The sequence below is a fragment of the Bradyrhizobium sp. WSM3983 genome, assembly GCF_000473045.1.
In the GTDB taxonomy this organism is placed as follows: Bacteria; Pseudomonadota; Alphaproteobacteria; order Rhizobiales; family Xanthobacteraceae; genus Bradyrhizobium.
Genome location: NZ_AXAY01000001.1, coordinates 145734 through 162204, shown reverse-complemented (window position 1 = coordinate 162204; position 16471 = coordinate 145734). Strand labels below are relative to the sequence as shown.

The following is a 16471-nucleotide window of genomic DNA, read 5'->3' as shown; positions in this document are numbered from 1 at the left end:
CCCTTCGAGGCGAGCACCTCAGGGTGACGAGAGATGGAGTGTCGTGCGCCTCAGCCTCACACCGCCGCCAGCTTCCGATACAGCACGCTGTAACTGCCGGCCGAGATGCTCCAGGAGAACGAGCGGCCCATGGCGCTGCGGCGCATGGTGTCGAGCTGGTCCTGGGCCATGAACGCTTCGAAGGCGCGGCGGACGCCGCCGAGGAAAGACTCATGCGAGGGTTTTGAGAACAGGAAGCCGGTCTCGCCGTCGGTAATGGTTTCGGCAAGGCCGCCGGTCTGGTGGCCGATCGGTAGCGAGCCGAAACGCTGGGCGTACATCTGGCTGAGCCCGCACGGCTCGAACCGCGACGGCATCAATGTGAAATCGCTGCCGGCAAAAATGCGCCGCGCCTGGGCGTCGTTGAAGCCGATGGTGACGCCGATGGCGTCGGGCCGGCGGCGATGGGCGTCGATCAGCGCCTGCTCGAGCGCCGGCTCGCCGGAGCCGGTGACCACGATCTGCCCGCCGGCGTCGACGATCTCGTCGGCCGCCGACAGCACGAGGTCGATGCCCTTCTGGTGCACGAGGCGTGCGACGATCGCGAACATCGGCCCGCGCGAGACCGCGAGGCCAAACTGCTTGCGCACATAATCCGAATTGGCCTTCTTGCCGATCCAGTCGCCGGCACTGAATTGTTGTGCGAGCTGGGCGCAGGAGCGCGGGTCCCAGCTCTCGTCGATGCCGTTGAGGATGCCGGTGAGCTCGGATGCGTCGGAGCGGACGCGCAACAGGCCTTCGAGGCCGCAGCCGTATTCCTCGGTGGTGATCTCGCGCGCGTAAGTGCCGCTGACGGTGGTGAGGTGCGAGGCGTAGACGAGGCCTGCCTTGAGAAAGGAGAGCTGGTCGTAGAACTCGACGCCGTCGATGTGGAAGGAGCTTTCGGGGACGCCAATTCGACGCAGCGACTCCTTCGGGAAGAGCCCCTGATAGGCGAGGTTGTGGATGGTCAGGATCGACGGCAGCTTGGCGCCGCGCCAGGCGAGGTAGGCCGGCACCAGCGCGGCTTGCCAATCATTGGCATGGATCAGGTCTGCTGCCCAATTCTTGTCCAGCTTGCCCATGGCAAGCTCAGCGGCAGCCGAGGCAAAGCGCGCGAAACGGATGTCGTTGTCGGGCCAGTCGCGCCCGGCTTCGTCGCCATAGGGATTGCCGGGGCGGTCGTAGAGTTGTGAGCACAACAGCACATAGACCGGCAGGCCGTCCTTGGTGGCGGCCCGGCCGAGCGAGCAGGCCGGCATCTCCGCAAATGCCGGGCAGCGGCCAACGATCTGAATATGCGTGAGCTGTTCGATGATGTCGCGATAGCCGGGCAGCATGATCCGGATATCGGCGAAGGGGCGGAGCGCTCGGGGGAGGGCAGCAGAAACGGCACCAAGTCCGCCGACGCGGACGAAGTCGTCCATCTCTGTGGTAACGAACAAGACCCTCAAGAACGATTGCCCTCTTCCGATCCCGATTGCTGCTATGCAAGATCGGGTCCAGTTGCCCCTGGAAATCTCGGCCTGCCCACGAGACGCGTTCGTTCGGTAAAGACTTTCCTACTCAGCCGCCGCCATCTAGGGTCGGCGCACCAACACGAGAGAACAACGATAGTTCCTTAAGGGACGGGCCGGGGATGCAGCTACCAGATAAGCACGAAGACACGACGACAAAGGCCTTCGCGGGCTTAAGGGTCCTGGATTTTTCGACCACCATCGCCGGCCCCCATTGCGCGCGGATGCTGGCCGACATGGGCGCTGAGGTCATCAAGATCGAGACCGACGGCGGCGAGACGATGCGGACGCGGCCGCCGCTGCGCAAGGGCTGCAGCACCGTGTTCGGCCAGCTCAATGTCGGCAAGAAGAGCGCGGTGCTCGACCTCAAATCGGAGGACGGCAAGGAGGCGGTCCGCCGGCTGGTCGCCACCGCTGACATCCTGGTCGAGAATTTTCGTCCGGGCGTGATGCGCCGACTGCGGCTCGACTACGACAGCCTGCGTCCGGTCAATCCCAGGCTGATCTACTGTTCGATCTCGGGCTACGGCCAGACCGGTCCCTCGGCCGAGTTGCCGGCCTACGCGCCGGTGATCCATGCCGCCTCCGGCTACGATATGGCGCATCTCGCCTACCAGCCCGGCCGCAACCGTCCGGACTATTGCGGCATCTACCATGCTGATGTCGTCACCGGCACCTACGGCTTTGGCGCGATCGCGTCCGCGCTCTATCAGCGCACCATGACCGGGCTCGGCCAGCACATCGACGTCTCCATGCTGGAGTCGATGCTGACCTTGACGGTGATCGAACTGCAGAGCTCGCAATTCGCGGTGAAGCCGCCGCCGCGCCCGATGTTCGGGCCGACCGAGACGGCCAACGGCTATGTCATGATCACGGTCGCCAGCGAGAAGACGTTCCAGGCCTTGATGGGTGTGATCGGTCGACCCGAATGGATCTCCGATCCGCGCTTCGCCTCCTATGCTCCACGGCGCGAGAACTGGGCCGACATGATGGACGGCGTCGAGGCCTGGTCGCGGCAGTTGTCGACCGATGCATGTCTTGTGGCCTTGAGCGCCGCCGGCGTGCCGGCCTCGGCCTATCGCACCATCAAAGAGGCCATGGCCGATCCGCAGCTCGCGCACCGGCAGGCGCTCTCGTCGGTGGAAGACGGAGGCGGCTCGTTCCGGGTGCTCAATCTGCCGTTCCGGATGACGGGCGCCGACACCACGCCGGGCGAGACCATGGCCGTGCTCGGCGAGCACACGCGCGAACTGCGCGATGAGGTTGGCCTTTCCGACGACGCGTCAATTCCGTCAGGCAAAACGGCCGTGCAGGGCTGACGAACGGCGTCGTGCAGCAAGCAATCGGCCCTGCGCGTGGTTGGCTTGCCATCATCCGCCGGCGTCAACTAGACAGTCCAGGTTTGTCTCGCCCCGCCGCCCGTGGCATGGTGGCGCGACGAAGAGTATGCCGGGAGGATGCCGATGAAGAGTTTCAAGGTCGCCGATTTCAAGGCGCCGCTGCAGGAGTTCGACGAGGCGACGCCGCAGCCGTCGGGCACGCAGGTGCTGATCAGGGTCAAGGCCGCCGGCGTCTGCCACAGCGATCTCCACATCTGGGAAGGCGGCTACGATCTCGGCCATGGCCGCAAGCCGCTGTCACTGAAGGACCGCGGCATCAATCTGCCGCTGACCATGGGCCACGAGACCGTCGGCGAGGTCATCGCGTTCGGTCCGGACGTGAAGCCGACCGACCAGGGCGGCCTCAAGCTCGGCGATGTCGGTCTCGTCTATCCCTGGATCGGTTGCGGCAAATGCGCCACGTGTCTCGCCGGTGACGAGAACATGTGCCTGACGCCGCGCTCGCTCGGCGTCTATTGCGACGGCGGTTATTCCGATCACATGCTTGTGCCGCATCCGCGCTATCTGCTCAATCTGAAGGGCCTCGATCCCGCGTCGGCTGCGCCCTATGCCTGCTCGGGCGTCACCACCTACAGCGCCTTGAAGAAGGTCGAGCAACATTTTGACACGCCGATCGTGATGTTTGGCGCCGGCGGTCTCGGCCTGATGGCACTGTCGCTGCTCAAGGCGATGGGCGGCAGGGGGGCGATCATGGTCGACATCGACGCCAGGAAGCGCGAGGCCGCGGAAAAGGCCGGCGCGCTGGCGACCGTCGATCCCAAGGCGCCGGACGCGCTGGAGCAGTTGGCGAAGAAGGCGGGCGGGCCGATCCGTGCCGTGATCGATCTCGTCGGCAATGCTGCAACGACGCAGCTCGGTTTCGACTGCCTGACCAAGGGCGGCAAGCTCGTCATCGTCGGCCTGTTCGGCGGCGGCGCGACCTGGGCCTTGCCGCTGATCCCGATCAAGGCGGTGACGATCCAGGGCAGCTATGTCGGAAACCTGCGTGAGACGCAGGAATTGCTCGATCTCGTCCGCGCCAAGAACGTGGCGCCGATCCCGGTAACGAAGGCGCCGCTCAACAAGGCCAACGACGCGCTGGTGCTATTGCAGCAGGGCGCAGTGGTCGGGCGCACGGTGCTGACGCCGTAACTTCACTCTCTCCGCCGTCATTGCGAGCGAAGCGAAGCAATCCAGAATCCATCCGTGGAAACAGCCTGGATTGCTTCGTCGCAAGAGCTCCTCGCAATGACGGGCTCACTCAGACTTTCGCGCAGGAAATCCCCATGTCCGCAAACAACGCCTTCCACATCGCCGTGCTCGCCGGTGACGGCATCGGACCCGAAGTCATGGCGCCCGCGCTCGAGGTGCTGCGCAGGATCGAGGCGAAGTCGGACTTGCGCTTCCGCTTCACCGAGGCGCCGGCCGGCGCCAACAATTATCTCGCCACCGGCAAGTCGATGCCGGACTCCACGATCAAGCTCTGCGAGGAGGCGGACGCGATCCTTCTTGGCGCCTGCGGCCTGCCCTCGGTGCGCTATCCCGACAATACCGAGATCGCGCCGCAGATCGAGCTGCGCTTCATCTTCGATCTCTATGCCGGCGTGCGGCCGGCGCGGCTCATTCCAGGCGTGCCGAGCCCGATCGTCGGCGCCGACAAGCGCGGCATCGATCTCGTTGTGATCCGCGAGTCCACCGAAGGCTTGTTCGCCTCGATGGGAAAGGGCGTGGTCACGCATGAGGACGCGCGCGAGACCATGGTGATCACGCGCAAGACCTCCGAGCGGCTGTTCGACTTCTCGTTTCGCCTCGCCGAGCGGCGCAAGGCGCGCGGCAAGCCGGGGGCGCTGGCCTGCGTTGACAAGGCGAACGTGTTCAAGGCGTTTGCGTTCTTCCGCGGCATTTTCGACGAGATCGCAAAGAGGCATCCCGAGGTGAAGACCGATCGCCTCTATGTCGATGCCTGCGCGGCGATGCTGGTCAAGCGTCCCTGGGATTTCGACGTGATGGTGATGGAGAACATGTTCGGCGACATCGTCTCCGACATCACCGCGAGCCTGATCGGCGGCCTCGGCATGGCGCCGTCGGCCGACATCGGCGACAAATACGCGGTGTTCCAGCCGTGCCACGGCACGGCGCCCGACATCATGGGGCAGGGCAAGGCCAATCCCACCGGCATGATCCTGTCGGCGGCGATGATGCTGGACTGGCTCGCCGACAAGCATGGCGTCGAGAGCGCAGCCGAGGCGGGCGAGCGGATCGAGCGCGCGGTAGACCAGGTCTATGCCGGCGGCCTCAAGCCGATGGAGTTCGGTGGCAGCAACGGCACGTCCGATATTACGAAGGCGGTGCTTGCGGCGCTGTAGGTGCTGCAGGCGGTCGATATCAGTGGAGCTGGAAGTTCATGTGCAAACCGGTGCCCGAACACTATCGACATCTCCGGAGCTTTGCCTTCGGCGACAGTCCGGCGCTTGCGGATGAATTGCTCGAACTCGTCGTCAAGGGCGTCAAGACTGCGACCTGCAGCACAGAAGACGAACCGAACACGTCGACGCCCGGCGAGCGCTGGGTCGTGCTTGATGGACGGGGAGAGCCGCGCTGCGTCATCGAGTCCGTCGAGATCACCTATCGGCGCTTCAATGACGTCGACGCCGCCTTTGCCTACGATGAGGGGGAGGGCGATCGAAGCCTCGCCTATTGGCGCGGCGCCCATCGCACCTATTTCGGTCGGCTCGGGCGATTCAGCGAAGACATGATGCTCATGTGCGAGCGCTTTCGCCTGATCGAGGTTTTCGGGGATCTGCCTGCGAAACCATAGTTGATGTTCGCGATGGCCCCGCAAAACGGCCAAGCAAGCCCTCAGCATACAATTATACCCAGCCGGAATCTGAACCTTTTTTCATCGCTTGGGACTTATACTTGCGTCCCTGCCTGCGCGCCTTGGGGTACAGAATGCTTCAGCCGCTGCCGGGGCGTCGCCGAGGGCTCCCCTTTGTGCCGCCGCGAAACGCCGGGACATGATGTGTAGCTCGCCGGCACTTCTTGACTTGATTTCAACAAGCGCAGGAGGAGCCTATGCGGAAGTCTCTCACCTTTTTCCTTTCTGGCGTGGCATTGGCCGTGGCGGCGTCGACCGCTGTAGCCGGTGAGCAAGTGCTCGAGTTCAAGCTCGTCACCAAGCCGATCGACGTCAAGGTCATAGAGGTAGCAAACGTCGAAGGACAGACGATTGTGTCCGGCAAATTCTTTGGCGTCGCCGTCTTCAACGATGGCCGTGTCGGGGTGAAAGAGTTCGTCAATAGTTCGGACTTGCTCAAAGGGTCGGGCCCCTTCTTCGGCTATAGCACTTATACGTTCGAGGAAGGCTCGATTACGGCGCGCTACGTCGGCTCGGCAAAGGACGGCAAATCAACCGGCGAATACACGATCCTTTCGGGCACGGGTGCCTATGCGAACGCCACCGGCACGGGAACGATCGAAAGCGCGCCGAACCCATTCAAGGGCGTCAGCCTGTTAAACATAAAGCTCGTCGTTAGAACGCCCGGCTCATGACAGCGCAATGTTCACAGGTCCTGCACGAAGGAAGTTGATCCCTCGCGTTGGGTGGTGTCCGGGCCGGCGGCGCATGGCCGGCCGGGCGACCTGCTGAAGAGCCGACTGGAGTCGTGAAGACGGATCGTCCCTGTCGGCCAGCGGACCGGATCGCGTGCGTGCAAAACGCCTCATAAGACGAAGGGGCCTTGCGGCCCCCTCGAATTCACCAGCGGTGCCAGTGGCGATGGCCCCAGCCCCACGGGCGCGGGCCGTAACCGTAGAAGCGTCGAGGGCCGCCATAATAGCCGTAGGCGCCATAATAGTTCGGGCGCCACCAGCAGCGGCCCCAGGCGTTGCAGACCATGCGCACCTGATCGACATGCGCAGCTGGACCGCCTGCGACCTGATCGGCCTGCGGAATGCCGTTGGGCATCGCAGCGAGCGCTTGTCCCGACGCCAGCGCCGCGCCGCCCAGGGCAGCCAGACCAAGAACAGCAAGTTTGAGTTTCATCGCGATCTCCCTCGTTGGTGGCGGGAGAACCTGCGGCAGATCAATTGGTTGCTATCGCAGCGCAAGGGCGCGGGGAATTTAATCTTCCTGAACAGGTGTTCACAGGAGCGAAAACGTCGCTTCTATCCTGCCGTCCCAATTTCGCGAGGCCTCGTTCAAGCACGCATCCCGATCGCAGGCCGAAATGGCGGATCATTCTCGGGCGAGGGTGCCGGGGCATAGTGATCGAATTGCATCGTGAAGTGCGCGCGCCCCAGGCTCATCGAGCGCAAGTGATTCACGTAGCCGAACATGGTGATCAGCGGCACCATCGCGTTGATGACGGTGACGCCGCCACGCGTGTCCTGCCCCTGGATCTGCCCGCGCCGCAAATTCAAGTTTCCGATGACGAGGCCGGTGCAGTCCTCCGGGGTCATCACCTCCAGCTTCATGATCGGCTCGAGCAGCAGCGGCGTACGGTTCAACGAGCGGATCGATTACTTCGGGCAGGACGTGAATATAGCTGCACGCGTGCAAGGCCTCGCCGGCGTCAACGAAGTGTGCCTGACCGAAGCCGTCATGGAAGCCCCCGGCGTCAGTGACATCGTCAAGGGACACGCGGCATCGCGCGACCACGAGAATTTGAAGGGCGTCGGCCAGAAGATGGAAATTCATCGGATTGGAATTTCTCCGACACAGAGGTGAGCACCCGCTGATGCCGCCAGAGCCGTTCGCGCCTTTTCTTGATATGGCATGTTGGGTCTGCGAAGTTGCTCGCCAACTGGCACCTTGAATTCAGGGTGGCATGAATGCTGCTGCCTTCTCGAGCTGGTCAGCCGGCACGGCTTCATCCGACCGCACGAATACCACGCGGGAGGTCGCAGATATTTCTGCGTCAGCCTTGCCATCCTGACCAATCAGGATAAGTCCGGCTCCGCCATTGGCTACGTTCAGAATGACCAGCTCGCCGCTCCACGTCTTGATTGGCTCCATTCCGATGATAAGGAATTCACCTATCGGTTGGTCAAAATATTGAAGTCTCAATTGTGGGCCGGTCTCCGGTGCCGCAAGCTCAAAGCCCAGCTCTATAGCGCGCGCGTAAATTGCAGCCAAGGTCACGCTGTCGGTCGTAAAGCCCAGTTCGGCCGCCGATACAGTAACAAGCCGAACGTCGTTTTTCGTCGAAGTGACGACAAAGGCCGGCCGTGCGAGAATTTCCGCAGCAAGCCCTCCGACGTTGCAACCAACCGCGTCCAGGGCGTTACGAAGGGCGAATGAATTTGCAAAAGTCCCTAGTGTAATTGTCTTCCACGCCGGGACATCGGCGGCTGATCTGACCAGAGCGTGCGGCGCACGGGCCAAGGTAGCTTTCCTCAGCTTCAGTTGGTTCTGCAATACATCTCGTGCCGTGCATTGAGCGCCAGCTTCAGTCGCGAACTGGAATATGCACATTGCGCAGAGCGCCGCGCTCAGGAGGCGACGGCGACGACGACATGCTTGCGCTGAACACCGTTGTAGCGGGCAGTCATCGACTGCACGATGAAAAATGTGCTTCATGGCAACCTCTCTAGTGCGAGGCGCAGACGAAGGATTGCGCAATTGGTTTCAATATCGGTTGGCCCTGCTTCGTAACGGGCCTCTTAGAATACTTGAAAGTGTAGCCTGAATGCTCAAGCGTGAACACATGATTGTTGCGGGCGGTTGGATTTTGGCCCGACAGTTACATTGACCGAATTCGCGCGGCTTCAGCGCGCAAGCGCTACGCGCTGAATGGTAGGAACGCACCGGTTTTATGAGACCCGTGAATAAGGCCTGCGTCCGATCACGGGGGTGAGGAATTTAATCTTCGTGAATGACGGTTCAGGTGGGCTGACGGCTCCAGACGCGTTGGGCGCCTCGACGTCGCCATTGCGAGCGCAGCGAGGCGATCCCGACCGTCTCTGCGGGAAGATCCTGGATGGCCTCGCCGCGTCCACAATGATGGACATTGACTGCCATCTGATCGATGCCGATTCAAACGCGGCCGGTTGCTTTTGCAGTCCACACTCGCTCCCGAATGACACTGCAAATCTGGAATCTGAATTCGCTAAAAAAGGACTCGATCCCACGCCGCTTTGCCTTTCCGTGCTCGGGATCAATCCGCCATTGATGGAGCGCTTCCTCCGTCTCGAATTCGACGATCGTCACGCGCTCTCCATCGTCCGCGATGAAACCCTTGTGCGATATGTAGCCGGGCATTGTTCGCGCCAACTCGCTCATGCGCTTTGCCATCGGCCCATATTCATCTTGGGCACCTAGATTCATTCGCGTGCGAAATACGGTGACGATCATCAGATAATCCCCTGCGTGGGACGAATTCTGTTCAAGGCTTTGCGGCGACGATCGCCCTAGTCGGCGATGCCATCAATGATGATGAAATCGGCGTCCGCGTACTTTTGGCGAATAGCCCGCGCACCCTGGTATTCCGGACTTGCGTAGCAGGCAGCGGCCGTGGGGCGATCCTTGAATTCGACCACGACGTTTCGTTCGCGGGCGTTTCCTTCCATTCGTTCGAACGCTCCTCCACGCACAATGAACTTTGCGCCGAATTTCTTGAATGCTAGCTCAGCCGCAGCAAGATACTCGGGATAATTTTGTTCATCGCGAACCGACACGCGCACAATCCAATAGGCCTTCGGCACATCATTCTCCTTTGTTTCCCGGACGGCAGAAGCCGTCGTCGGTGCCGCGATCTTTACCCAATGCAAGATATCACATATAATGAATAATTATGATCTAATTGATCACTGTGAGAGATATATGGATCTGTCGGATCTGCGGATATTCGTCGCGGTCGTGCGCGAAGGCGGCGTGACTCGCGCGGCCGAGCGGCTGCACCGCGTTCAGTCCAATGTCACAACCCGTATCCGGCAGTTGGAAGAGGATCTCGGCGTTGCTCTCTTTGTACGAGAGGGTAGACGCTTGCGTCTGGCGCCCCAGGGCCAAGTGCTGTTTGGTTACGCCAATCGCCTGCTCGCTCTTGCCGATGAAGCTCGCGATGCTCTGCAAGATGCAAGACCCCGCGGCACGTTCCGCCTTGGCGCGATGGAAAGCACGGCGGCTGTCAGGCTGCCGGGACTGCTCAGCGAATACCATCAACGGCATTCAGGCGTCGTTCTGGAGCTTCGCACGGGCAATCCGCAGGTTCTGGCGAGCGCCATCCTCGCCGGCGATCTCGATGCGGCGCTTGTTGCCGAACCAATAGCCGATGAGCCATTTGAGAAAGCGCTCGCCTTCGAGGAAGAATTGGTGATTATTGCGGCCGCCAATCATTCGCCGATCGGCAAGAAAGGCAGTGACCTGCCGCGTACCGTCATCGTCTTCGAACACGGATGCCCGCATCGCAAGCGGCTTGAAGACTGGTACGCGAAGCGAAACGAAATGCCGGAACGCCTGATCGAACTGGCGTCATATCACGCCATGCTAGGTTGCGTTGTTGCGGGCATGGGGGTGGCGCTGATTCCAAGGAGCGTTCTGGCCACCTTTCCAGACAGGAGACTTTTGAGCGTCCACCCGTTGGGAAGAACAGAGAACCGGGCGTGGACTGTGCTCATCTGGCGCAAGGGAGCGGGCTCTGCGAATGTTCAGGCCTTGAGGGAGATCTTGCAAGGCTCCCGGTTGGCTGGTCATCGGCATGCGAGGGCCACCAAGGCTGTATGAGGCTCGTCCGGCGCCGAGGCTACTTCCCCTGGAACTGCGGCTTGCGCTTCTCCATGAAGGCTTGCCGGCCTTCGCGGAAATCTGCGCTGTCCATGCAAGCCGTGCCGATCGCCTTGATCGCATCCATGTCGCGTGCGCTTTCGTCCCTCAGCACCTCTGCGATGGTGATCTTGGCGGCCTTGATCGCGAGCGGCGCGCTTTGCGAGATCGTCTCCGCGATCATCATGGTCTCGCCCCAGAGCTGGTCGTCGGGGATCACGCGCTCGACGAGGCCGATGCGCAGCGCTTCAGTGGAATCGATGCGCATGCCCGTGTACATCAGAAGCCGCGCCCAGGACGGGCCGACCAGCGATACCAGGTGCTTCAACCCGTCATAGCCGTAGGCGATGCCGAGCCTGGCCGCGGGAATGCCGAACTGGCTGTCATGCGCGGCGATGCGGATGTCGGCGAGCATCGCGACCTGCATGCCGCCACCGAGGCAAAACCCCTGGATGCAGGCGATCGTCGGCTTCGGGTAATCGGCGAGCAGCGCGCGCTGGGCGGCGCTGCGCTTGCCGTATTCCTCGGACGCAGCCGCATTGTGGCGGGTCTTCTCGAACTGGCTGATGTCGGCGCCGGAGACGAACGCCTTGCCGCCGGCCCCGCGCATGATCACGACGCGCACCGCGTTGTCGTCGCGCAGGCTTATGAGCGCCTCGCCAAATCCCTCCCACATCTCCAGCGACATCGCGTTGCGCTTGTCGGGATTGTTGAAGGTGATCACGCCGACGCCGTCGGTGACCTGTGTGATGATCTTGCCGTTGGCGTAGGGAGTTTCATTGGAGAGATCGGGCATCGCGCGCTCGCTTGTCGTTGACGAGGCGCAATGTGCGACCGGGCCAAGGCCCAGGTCAACCGCGGCAGGGCGAGGGGACCTGCATCCGCCCGTGCCGCGATTGCATGCCTACTGCGCCATATGCGCGGTCAGCGGATGGTTGCCGGCATTGCTGAAGAACGCGGCTTCCTCGGCGGTCGCCTCCAGCAACTGCTCGTCCTGGTTATAGACGTCATTGCGGAACTGGATGGTCTGGTCCTTGGTCATCCACGCCGTGAGATAGATCCAGGCCACCGGCACCTTCCTGGCCATGGCGACTTCCTGATGCTGCCCGGTGGCGATTTCCGCGTCGATCGCGGCGCGCGTCCACTTTGGCTGGTCCTTGAGCAGCCAGGCGGCGAGATCGCGCACATTGTCGACGCGGGAGCAGCCGTGGGAATCGAAGCGGTAGTCGTCGCTGAACAGATTGCGCTGGTTGGTGTCGTGCATGTAGACCGAATAGGAATTCGGCATGTCGATCTTCACCGCGCCGAGCGCGTTGAAGGTGCCGTTCTGCTGGCGCACGGTGAAGTTCGGCGCATGCGTGCCCGACCAGTCGACCGAATGCGGATCGATCGGATTGTCGTGGCCGTCGAGCACCTCCATGTGCATGCGCGACAGATAGGTCGGGTCCTTGCGCATATGGGCGGAGATCTCGGTCTTGGCGATCGAGGACGGCACCGTCCAGGTCGGGTTCAGCACCACGCCGGTGATCTGGGCCGTCAGCGTCGGCGACGGCTTTTCGGTCTTGCCGACGATGACGCGATAGCGCCGTACCACGACGTCGTTCTCGACCGCCTCGGCAAAGGCGGCCGGGATGTTGACCACGACGTAGCGCTGGTCGAAGCTGAAATTGGTGTTTTCGAGCCGCTCGAGTGACGCCTCCAGCTGGCGGATGCGCTTTTGCACCGTGACGTTCATGGCCGCGAGCGTACGTGGCGTCACCGTGCCGGTCGGCGCAAGACCGTGGCGGACCTGGAAGCGCTTCACGCCATCGGCGAGATCCTGGCCGAAAGCGCCGCTCGCCTTCTCGGCAGCGAGGTCGCCCGAGAGAATCAGCCGCTTGCGGAGGAGGTCGTCATTGGCGCCCTGGTCGCCGGGCGCAAATTTGGCGTCCGCAGGAATCGTCGGCCAGCCGCCGCGCACAGCGAGATCGGAATAGCTCAGCGCCGCGTCCTTGATCCGCTGCGCGGTGCCCTCGTCATAGGTCGGCTCATGCGTCAGCGCGAGGGCTGCGGCGGAGCGGCTCTCGGCGGTCGAAGCCGGTGCCGCAGTGGCTGCTTTTGGGGCCGCGGCGTGAGCCGGGTTGGCGGCCGCCGGCACGATGCCGGACGGGGCGGCGGGTTTGGGGCCGGCCTGGCCTGTGGTCTCGGTCTGCGCGAGCGCGGAAGCGCTGGCAAGGAGGCCCATGGCAATGATCACGGCATGGCGTTTCGACATCTGTCTGGTTTTCCCCAAGAGGCAATTCCCGGCCGCTGTGCTGCGTGCGCTGATTCGCGAAATCGGCGAGAAGCTAGGGCATCAGGGTTGCGGTCCCATTAAGCACGAGGCCCTGTGCGTCCGACGCGAAGGCTCTCGATTAGGTCGCAACGAGGTTGGGACGGGTTCGCGAAAACCGCGACGAACTGCCAAAAAAAGAGCGGCCAAGCCGCCCCAAAAATCGAAGGCCGCGCGTAAGGCGCGCAAGCCTAGGTTCTGCCAATCAGGCCTCGCCCAATCCGGCCGCGCCCCCGCGGCGCGGCGGATTGAACATTGGCCGTGAAGGCCAGACCGTCGATGATCTCAGGCTTCGTTCGCCGCGATCGATTCCATCAGCGAAACGAGCTGCCGCTGCACCGTCTGATCCTTGATCTTGCTGTAGGCGCGCAGCAGGCGGAGGCTGAAGGCCGAGTCCAGGAACAGGAGACTCTCGACTTCGCGCGCCTTGTTGTCGCCGTCATAGAAGAAGGTCACGGGCACATCGAGGGCGGTGGCGATCTGCTGAAGCCGAGCCGCGCCGACGCGATTGACGCCTTTCTCGTATTTTTGGACCTGCTGGAAGCTGACGCCGAGCTTTTCGCCCAGCTCGGCCTGCGAGATCTTCATCTCGACGCGCCGCAGACGGATCCGCTTGCCCAGCTCAATGTCCGGCTTGCCGGCACTGCGCTGCTTCATTCTCTTCGCCGCTGCTTTCATTTTAGTTTTCACCTTTGTTCTTCGGTTGAAAATCCCCCGAAGAGCTGGGTCAGGGGTTCGCCCATATACGAGTCCTTGAATTCATGCGGATGCACGAATTCTTCCTTAAACCACGGGAAGCGAGCCGGACTGAAAGCTTCGATCAGCCAGTCAATCATGTGCCGCACGCGGGGAATCCGACCGCTACCGGGATGGTAGGACAACCAGATATCCAGCGGTCGGTTCAACTCGACCTCCAGTGGAATCAACTTCCCGCCAAGCGCAATGGCGTAGCTCGGGAATACGCCGATTCCGGCTCCATTCGCGACAGCCCAGTAGTTGGCGCTTGAGACGTTGGTCTTCATGACCAGGAGGTCACGTTCCGGAACGCCCGGGAAGAAGCTCTCGAAAGTTTCCTTGGCGGCGAGTTGGTCGGCGAATTGCAGCACCAGGCGGTGCTTGATCAGTTCGAGGGCCGAGCGCGGCGTGCCATATTTCTCAAGGTATTTTTCCGAAGCCCAGAACATCAAATGCATGCGGCCAAGCCGCACCAGCTTGACGTCGAGCGCCGACGGCCGCGACAGATGGATGGCGACGTCGGCTTCGTGGCGGGAAACGTCGGCCGAGCGCATCGCGCAATGCAGGTCGACCAGGACATTCGGATAGGCCTGTTGGAATTCCACCAGCCGCGGGGCGAGCCAGAAGGTGCCCAGTCCCTCGGTGACGGCGACGCGGACTTCGCCGGTGAGGGCGTTGGCGGTCGAATCGCTGGTGCGCAACACGTCGAAGGCTGCCGCCTCCATGCGCTCGACGGCGGAGACCACCAGCGCGCCTTCATCGGTGAGATGGGTCCCGTGGACATCGCGTGTGAACAGGGTGGTGCCGGTCTGGCGCTCAAAATCATCGATTCGGCGGCGGACAGCGTTGATCGACAGAGACAAGCGTTCGGCCGCCGAGCGGAAACTGCCGCAACGAACGACTTCCAAAAAGATGCGGGCCGCATCCCAATCGGAGAGGCCGCTGATATTTGTCTTTAGGCGTTCCTGCAGTGGAACGCCCCTTTCCGCCAAGGAGTGCATACAAGTCCCTTCAGGGCGCTAAACTGGCAGAATCTAGCGCGAACCACAACCACGACGGGTTGGGGAACGGTGAGTTTTGAACGCCATACTTACCGCGCCCGAAGTGGTATTTGAGTGTGCTTGGGTTGGGAATCGGGCGAGTTGCTGCCCGGAAGAGGGGTACGCGTGCGTTCCGTTGCGAGCCTTGCCGTGGCTGCGGGATTGCCGGGTCAATGTGGACCGGAGGGTGGCGTGCGAAATGTCGCGCGCACTCGTTTGATGGATCGATCGCGCGGGCCCAGGCATTTCACCTTTGATTGTTTCAATTTTGACTGTTTCAACTTTGACCGTTCAGGCCTGCGCCGCTTGACAATGCCGTCTGGAACCGCGGTTTCGACGCGGAAACACATCGAAATCATCTTCGAGGGCGCGGACTCCGCATGTTATCCTTGGCTCTCTTTGGGGGCCGAGGGGATTGTTTCAAGCACGTCTCGCAGCCCGAATTAACGGAAAGAACTCCGGTGTCGCATTCAGACGAACAATTGCAGTCGGTGCTCGAGACGCTCGAGGAGTGCCGCAAGGTTCTCAATGAGAGCAACAGCCGAGAGTCGGCTGAGCTGCTCTCGATCGTCATCCTCGATGTCAGGATGAAGCTCAAAGGAATTGACAGTGCCGACCTCAAGGCACTGTGCGACGAAATGCTGCGGAGCGCTGCCAGCGAACCGCTGCCCCCTTCCAAGCAGACGCAGGACCAGCCCCGGCGTCCGCTGCTCCGCGTGGTGAAGTAGCCGCGCCGCCGAACCTCGCTTTTTGGCGAGATTTGTGCGCGTCCCGATGCCGCATCTGTGATCGCAGACGGCATCGGGAGGAGCCATGGTTTGATCGCGCCTCTGTTGCGGATTCCCCGGCATCGGCTACACCAAAGCCGGTTCGGCTCCGGTTGTGTGCGCATTTCCCGCGTCCAGCCCGAGGGCCCGGGATGGCTCCGACTGCATCATGCAAAATGTTTCGATTACAGCGGCGCTGATTGCCGGTCTCGTCAGCTTCCTCTCGCCCTGCGTCCTGCCCCTGGTTCCGCCCTATCTGATCTACCTTACCGGCGCCACGATCGAGCACGTCGAGAACGACGAGCCGGCCTCGGCTTCGAAGCGCGCGATCATGATGGCGGCGGTGCTGTTCGTGCTCGGCTTCTCGACAGTGTTCGTGGCGCTCGGGGCCAGCGCTTCGCTGATCGGCGGACTGATCCGCGCCTGGTCCGCGGAACTGTCGATCCTTGCCGGCATCGTCATCATCATCATGGGCCTGCACTTCCTGGGGCTGACGCGGATCGGCCTGTTGATGCGCGAGGGGCGTCTGACCGCGCCAAAACCCGTAGGCCTCTGGGGCGCTTATGTCATGGGGCTCGCCTTCGCCTTCGGCTGGACGCCGTGCATCGGCCCGATCCTCGCCGCGATCCTCTCGATCGCCGCGGCGGAAGCGACGGTGACGAAGGGCGCTGGCCTCCTCGCGGTCTATTCCGCCGGCCTCGGCATTCCCTTCCTGATCGCGGCGCTGATGATCGAGCAGTTCTCAAAGCTGTTCGCGCGCATGAAGGGCCACCTCGTCAATGTCGAGCGCGCCATGGGCGTGCTGATGGTGATCACCGGCATCGGCTTCCTCACCGGCGCGGTCTCCAATGTGAGCATCTGGCTGCTGGAGACGTTTCCGGCGCTGCAGACGATCGGCTAGCGGGCGCGGCTCGTCGTGGCGGCTTTCAACGCTAAGACGGA

General features: G+C 62.3%; 18 protein-coding genes and 1 pseudogene. 9 read left to right on the top strand and 10 right to left on the bottom strand.

Annotated features, from left to right (window positions below; translation table 11 throughout):
• Nucleotides 1-56: 56 nt before the first annotated feature.
• Nucleotides 57-1472, bottom strand: a complete 1416-nt coding sequence (gene glgA / locus YUA_RS0100750; RefSeq protein ID WP_035970281.1) for a glycogen synthase GlgA — start codon at nucleotides 1470-1472, stop codon at nucleotides 57-59.
• Between the two features lie 185 nt (nucleotides 1473-1657).
• On the opposite strand from glgA, the gene YUA_RS0100745 reads away from it, so the two are divergent.
• The 5 genes from YUA_RS0100745 to YUA_RS0100725 all read left to right on the top strand — a co-directional run bounded on the left by YUA_RS0100745 (nucleotide 1658) and on the right by YUA_RS0100725 (nucleotide 6466).
• Complete coding sequence (locus YUA_RS0100745; protein WP_027528909.1) at nucleotides 1658-2854, top strand: CaiB/BaiF CoA-transferase family protein; 1197 nt, start codon at nucleotides 1658-1660, stop codon at nucleotides 2852-2854.
• Nucleotides 2855-2998: 144 nt separating this feature from the next.
• Nucleotides 2999-4066 (top strand): alcohol dehydrogenase, encoded by a 1068-nt coding sequence (locus YUA_RS0100740; RefSeq protein WP_027528908.1) that lies wholly within the window; start codon nucleotides 2999-3001, stop codon nucleotides 4064-4066.
• A gap of 134 nt (nucleotides 4067-4200) precedes the next feature.
• A complete protein-coding gene (locus YUA_RS0100735; RefSeq protein ID WP_027528907.1) occupies nucleotides 4201-5280 on the top strand; it encodes an isocitrate/isopropylmalate dehydrogenase family protein in 1080 nt (359 codons plus the stop codon).
• A 38-nt stretch (nucleotides 5281-5318) separates the two neighbouring features.
• Complete coding sequence (locus YUA_RS0100730; protein WP_027528906.1) at nucleotides 5319-5732, top strand: ASCH domain-containing protein; 414 nt, start codon at nucleotides 5319-5321, stop codon at nucleotides 5730-5732.
• Between the two features lie 257 nt (nucleotides 5733-5989).
• The gene (locus tag YUA_RS0100725; RefSeq protein ID WP_027528905.1) at nucleotides 5990-6466 is read left to right on the top strand and encodes a hypothetical protein; all 477 of its coding nucleotides are present in this window, start codon (nucleotides 5990-5992) and stop codon (nucleotides 6464-6466) included.
• 205 nt (nucleotides 6467-6671) lie between these two features.
• Here the strand turns inward: YUA_RS0100725 and YUA_RS0100720 are convergent, their stop codons facing one another.
• On the bottom strand, nucleotides 6672-6959 hold the full coding sequence (locus YUA_RS0100720) for a hypothetical protein (RefSeq protein ID WP_027528904.1): 288 nt from the start codon (nucleotides 6957-6959) through the stop codon (nucleotides 6672-6674).
• A gap of 155 nt (nucleotides 6960-7114) precedes the next feature.
• A pseudogene (locus tag YUA_RS0100715) lies at nucleotides 7115-7408 on the bottom strand (hypothetical protein); the annotation flags it as partial.
• A gap of 43 nt (nucleotides 7409-7451) precedes the next feature.
• On the opposite strand from YUA_RS0100715, the gene YUA_RS0100710 reads away from it, so the two are divergent.
• Entirely contained in the window at nucleotides 7452-7643 is a 192-nt protein-coding gene (locus tag YUA_RS0100710; RefSeq protein WP_245285081.1) for a hypothetical protein, read from the top strand.
• A 90-nt stretch (nucleotides 7644-7733) separates the two neighbouring features.
• Here YUA_RS0100710 and YUA_RS0100705 read toward each other — a convergent pair whose 3' ends face one another.
• From YUA_RS0100705 to YUA_RS0100695, 3 genes are all read right to left on the bottom strand, one after another.
• Nucleotides 7734-8300: a hypothetical protein gene (locus tag YUA_RS0100705; protein ID WP_371259860.1), complete on the bottom strand. Its 567-nt coding sequence runs from the start codon at nucleotides 8298-8300 to the stop codon at nucleotides 7734-7736.
• Nucleotides 8301-8951: 651 nt separating this feature from the next.
• The gene (locus YUA_RS0100700; RefSeq protein ID WP_027528900.1) at nucleotides 8952-9269 is read right to left on the bottom strand and encodes an antibiotic biosynthesis monooxygenase; all 318 of its coding nucleotides are present in this window, start codon (nucleotides 9267-9269) and stop codon (nucleotides 8952-8954) included.
• 56 nt (nucleotides 9270-9325) lie between these two features.
• Nucleotides 9326-9619: a DUF1330 domain-containing protein gene (locus tag YUA_RS0100695; protein WP_027528899.1), complete on the bottom strand. Its 294-nt coding sequence runs from the start codon at nucleotides 9617-9619 to the stop codon at nucleotides 9326-9328.
• Nucleotides 9620-9737: 118 nt separating this feature from the next.
• Between YUA_RS0100695 and YUA_RS43285 the strand changes: the two genes are divergently transcribed.
• Complete coding sequence (locus YUA_RS43285) at nucleotides 9738-10637, top strand: LysR family transcriptional regulator (RefSeq protein WP_035970278.1); 900 nt, start codon at nucleotides 9738-9740, stop codon at nucleotides 10635-10637.
• Nucleotides 10638-10656: 19 nt separating this feature from the next.
• Here YUA_RS43285 and YUA_RS0100675 read toward each other — a convergent pair whose 3' ends face one another.
• The 4 genes from YUA_RS0100675 to YUA_RS0100660 all read right to left on the bottom strand — a co-directional run bounded on the left by YUA_RS0100675 (nucleotide 10657) and on the right by YUA_RS0100660 (nucleotide 14723).
• Complete coding sequence (locus tag YUA_RS0100675) at nucleotides 10657-11472, bottom strand: enoyl-CoA hydratase (RefSeq protein ID WP_027528895.1); 816 nt, start codon at nucleotides 11470-11472, stop codon at nucleotides 10657-10659.
• 108 nt (nucleotides 11473-11580) lie between these two features.
• Nucleotides 11581-12930 (bottom strand): murein L,D-transpeptidase, encoded by a 1350-nt coding sequence (locus YUA_RS0100670; protein WP_027528894.1) that lies wholly within the window; start codon nucleotides 12928-12930, stop codon nucleotides 11581-11583.
• Nucleotides 12931-13272: 342 nt separating this feature from the next.
• Entirely contained in the window at nucleotides 13273-13644 is a 372-nt protein-coding gene (locus YUA_RS0100665; RefSeq protein ID WP_014497036.1) for a helix-turn-helix domain-containing protein, read from the bottom strand.
• Nucleotides 13645-13673: 29 nt separating this feature from the next.
• Nucleotides 13674-14723, bottom strand: a complete 1050-nt coding sequence (locus YUA_RS0100660) for a LysR family transcriptional regulator (RefSeq protein ID WP_027528893.1) — start codon at nucleotides 14721-14723, stop codon at nucleotides 13674-13676.
• A 500-nt stretch (nucleotides 14724-15223) separates the two neighbouring features.
• Between YUA_RS0100660 and YUA_RS0100655 the strand changes: the two genes are divergently transcribed.
• Both YUA_RS0100655 and YUA_RS0100650 read left to right on the top strand, forming a co-directional pair.
• Entirely contained in the window at nucleotides 15224-15490 is a 267-nt protein-coding gene (locus tag YUA_RS0100655) for a hypothetical protein (protein ID WP_027528892.1), read from the top strand.
• Nucleotides 15491-15698: 208 nt separating this feature from the next.
• On the top strand, nucleotides 15699-16430 hold the full coding sequence (locus YUA_RS0100650; protein WP_084291885.1) for a cytochrome c biogenesis CcdA family protein: 732 nt from the start codon (nucleotides 15699-15701) through the stop codon (nucleotides 16428-16430).
• Nucleotides 16431-16471 lie beyond the last annotated feature (41 nt).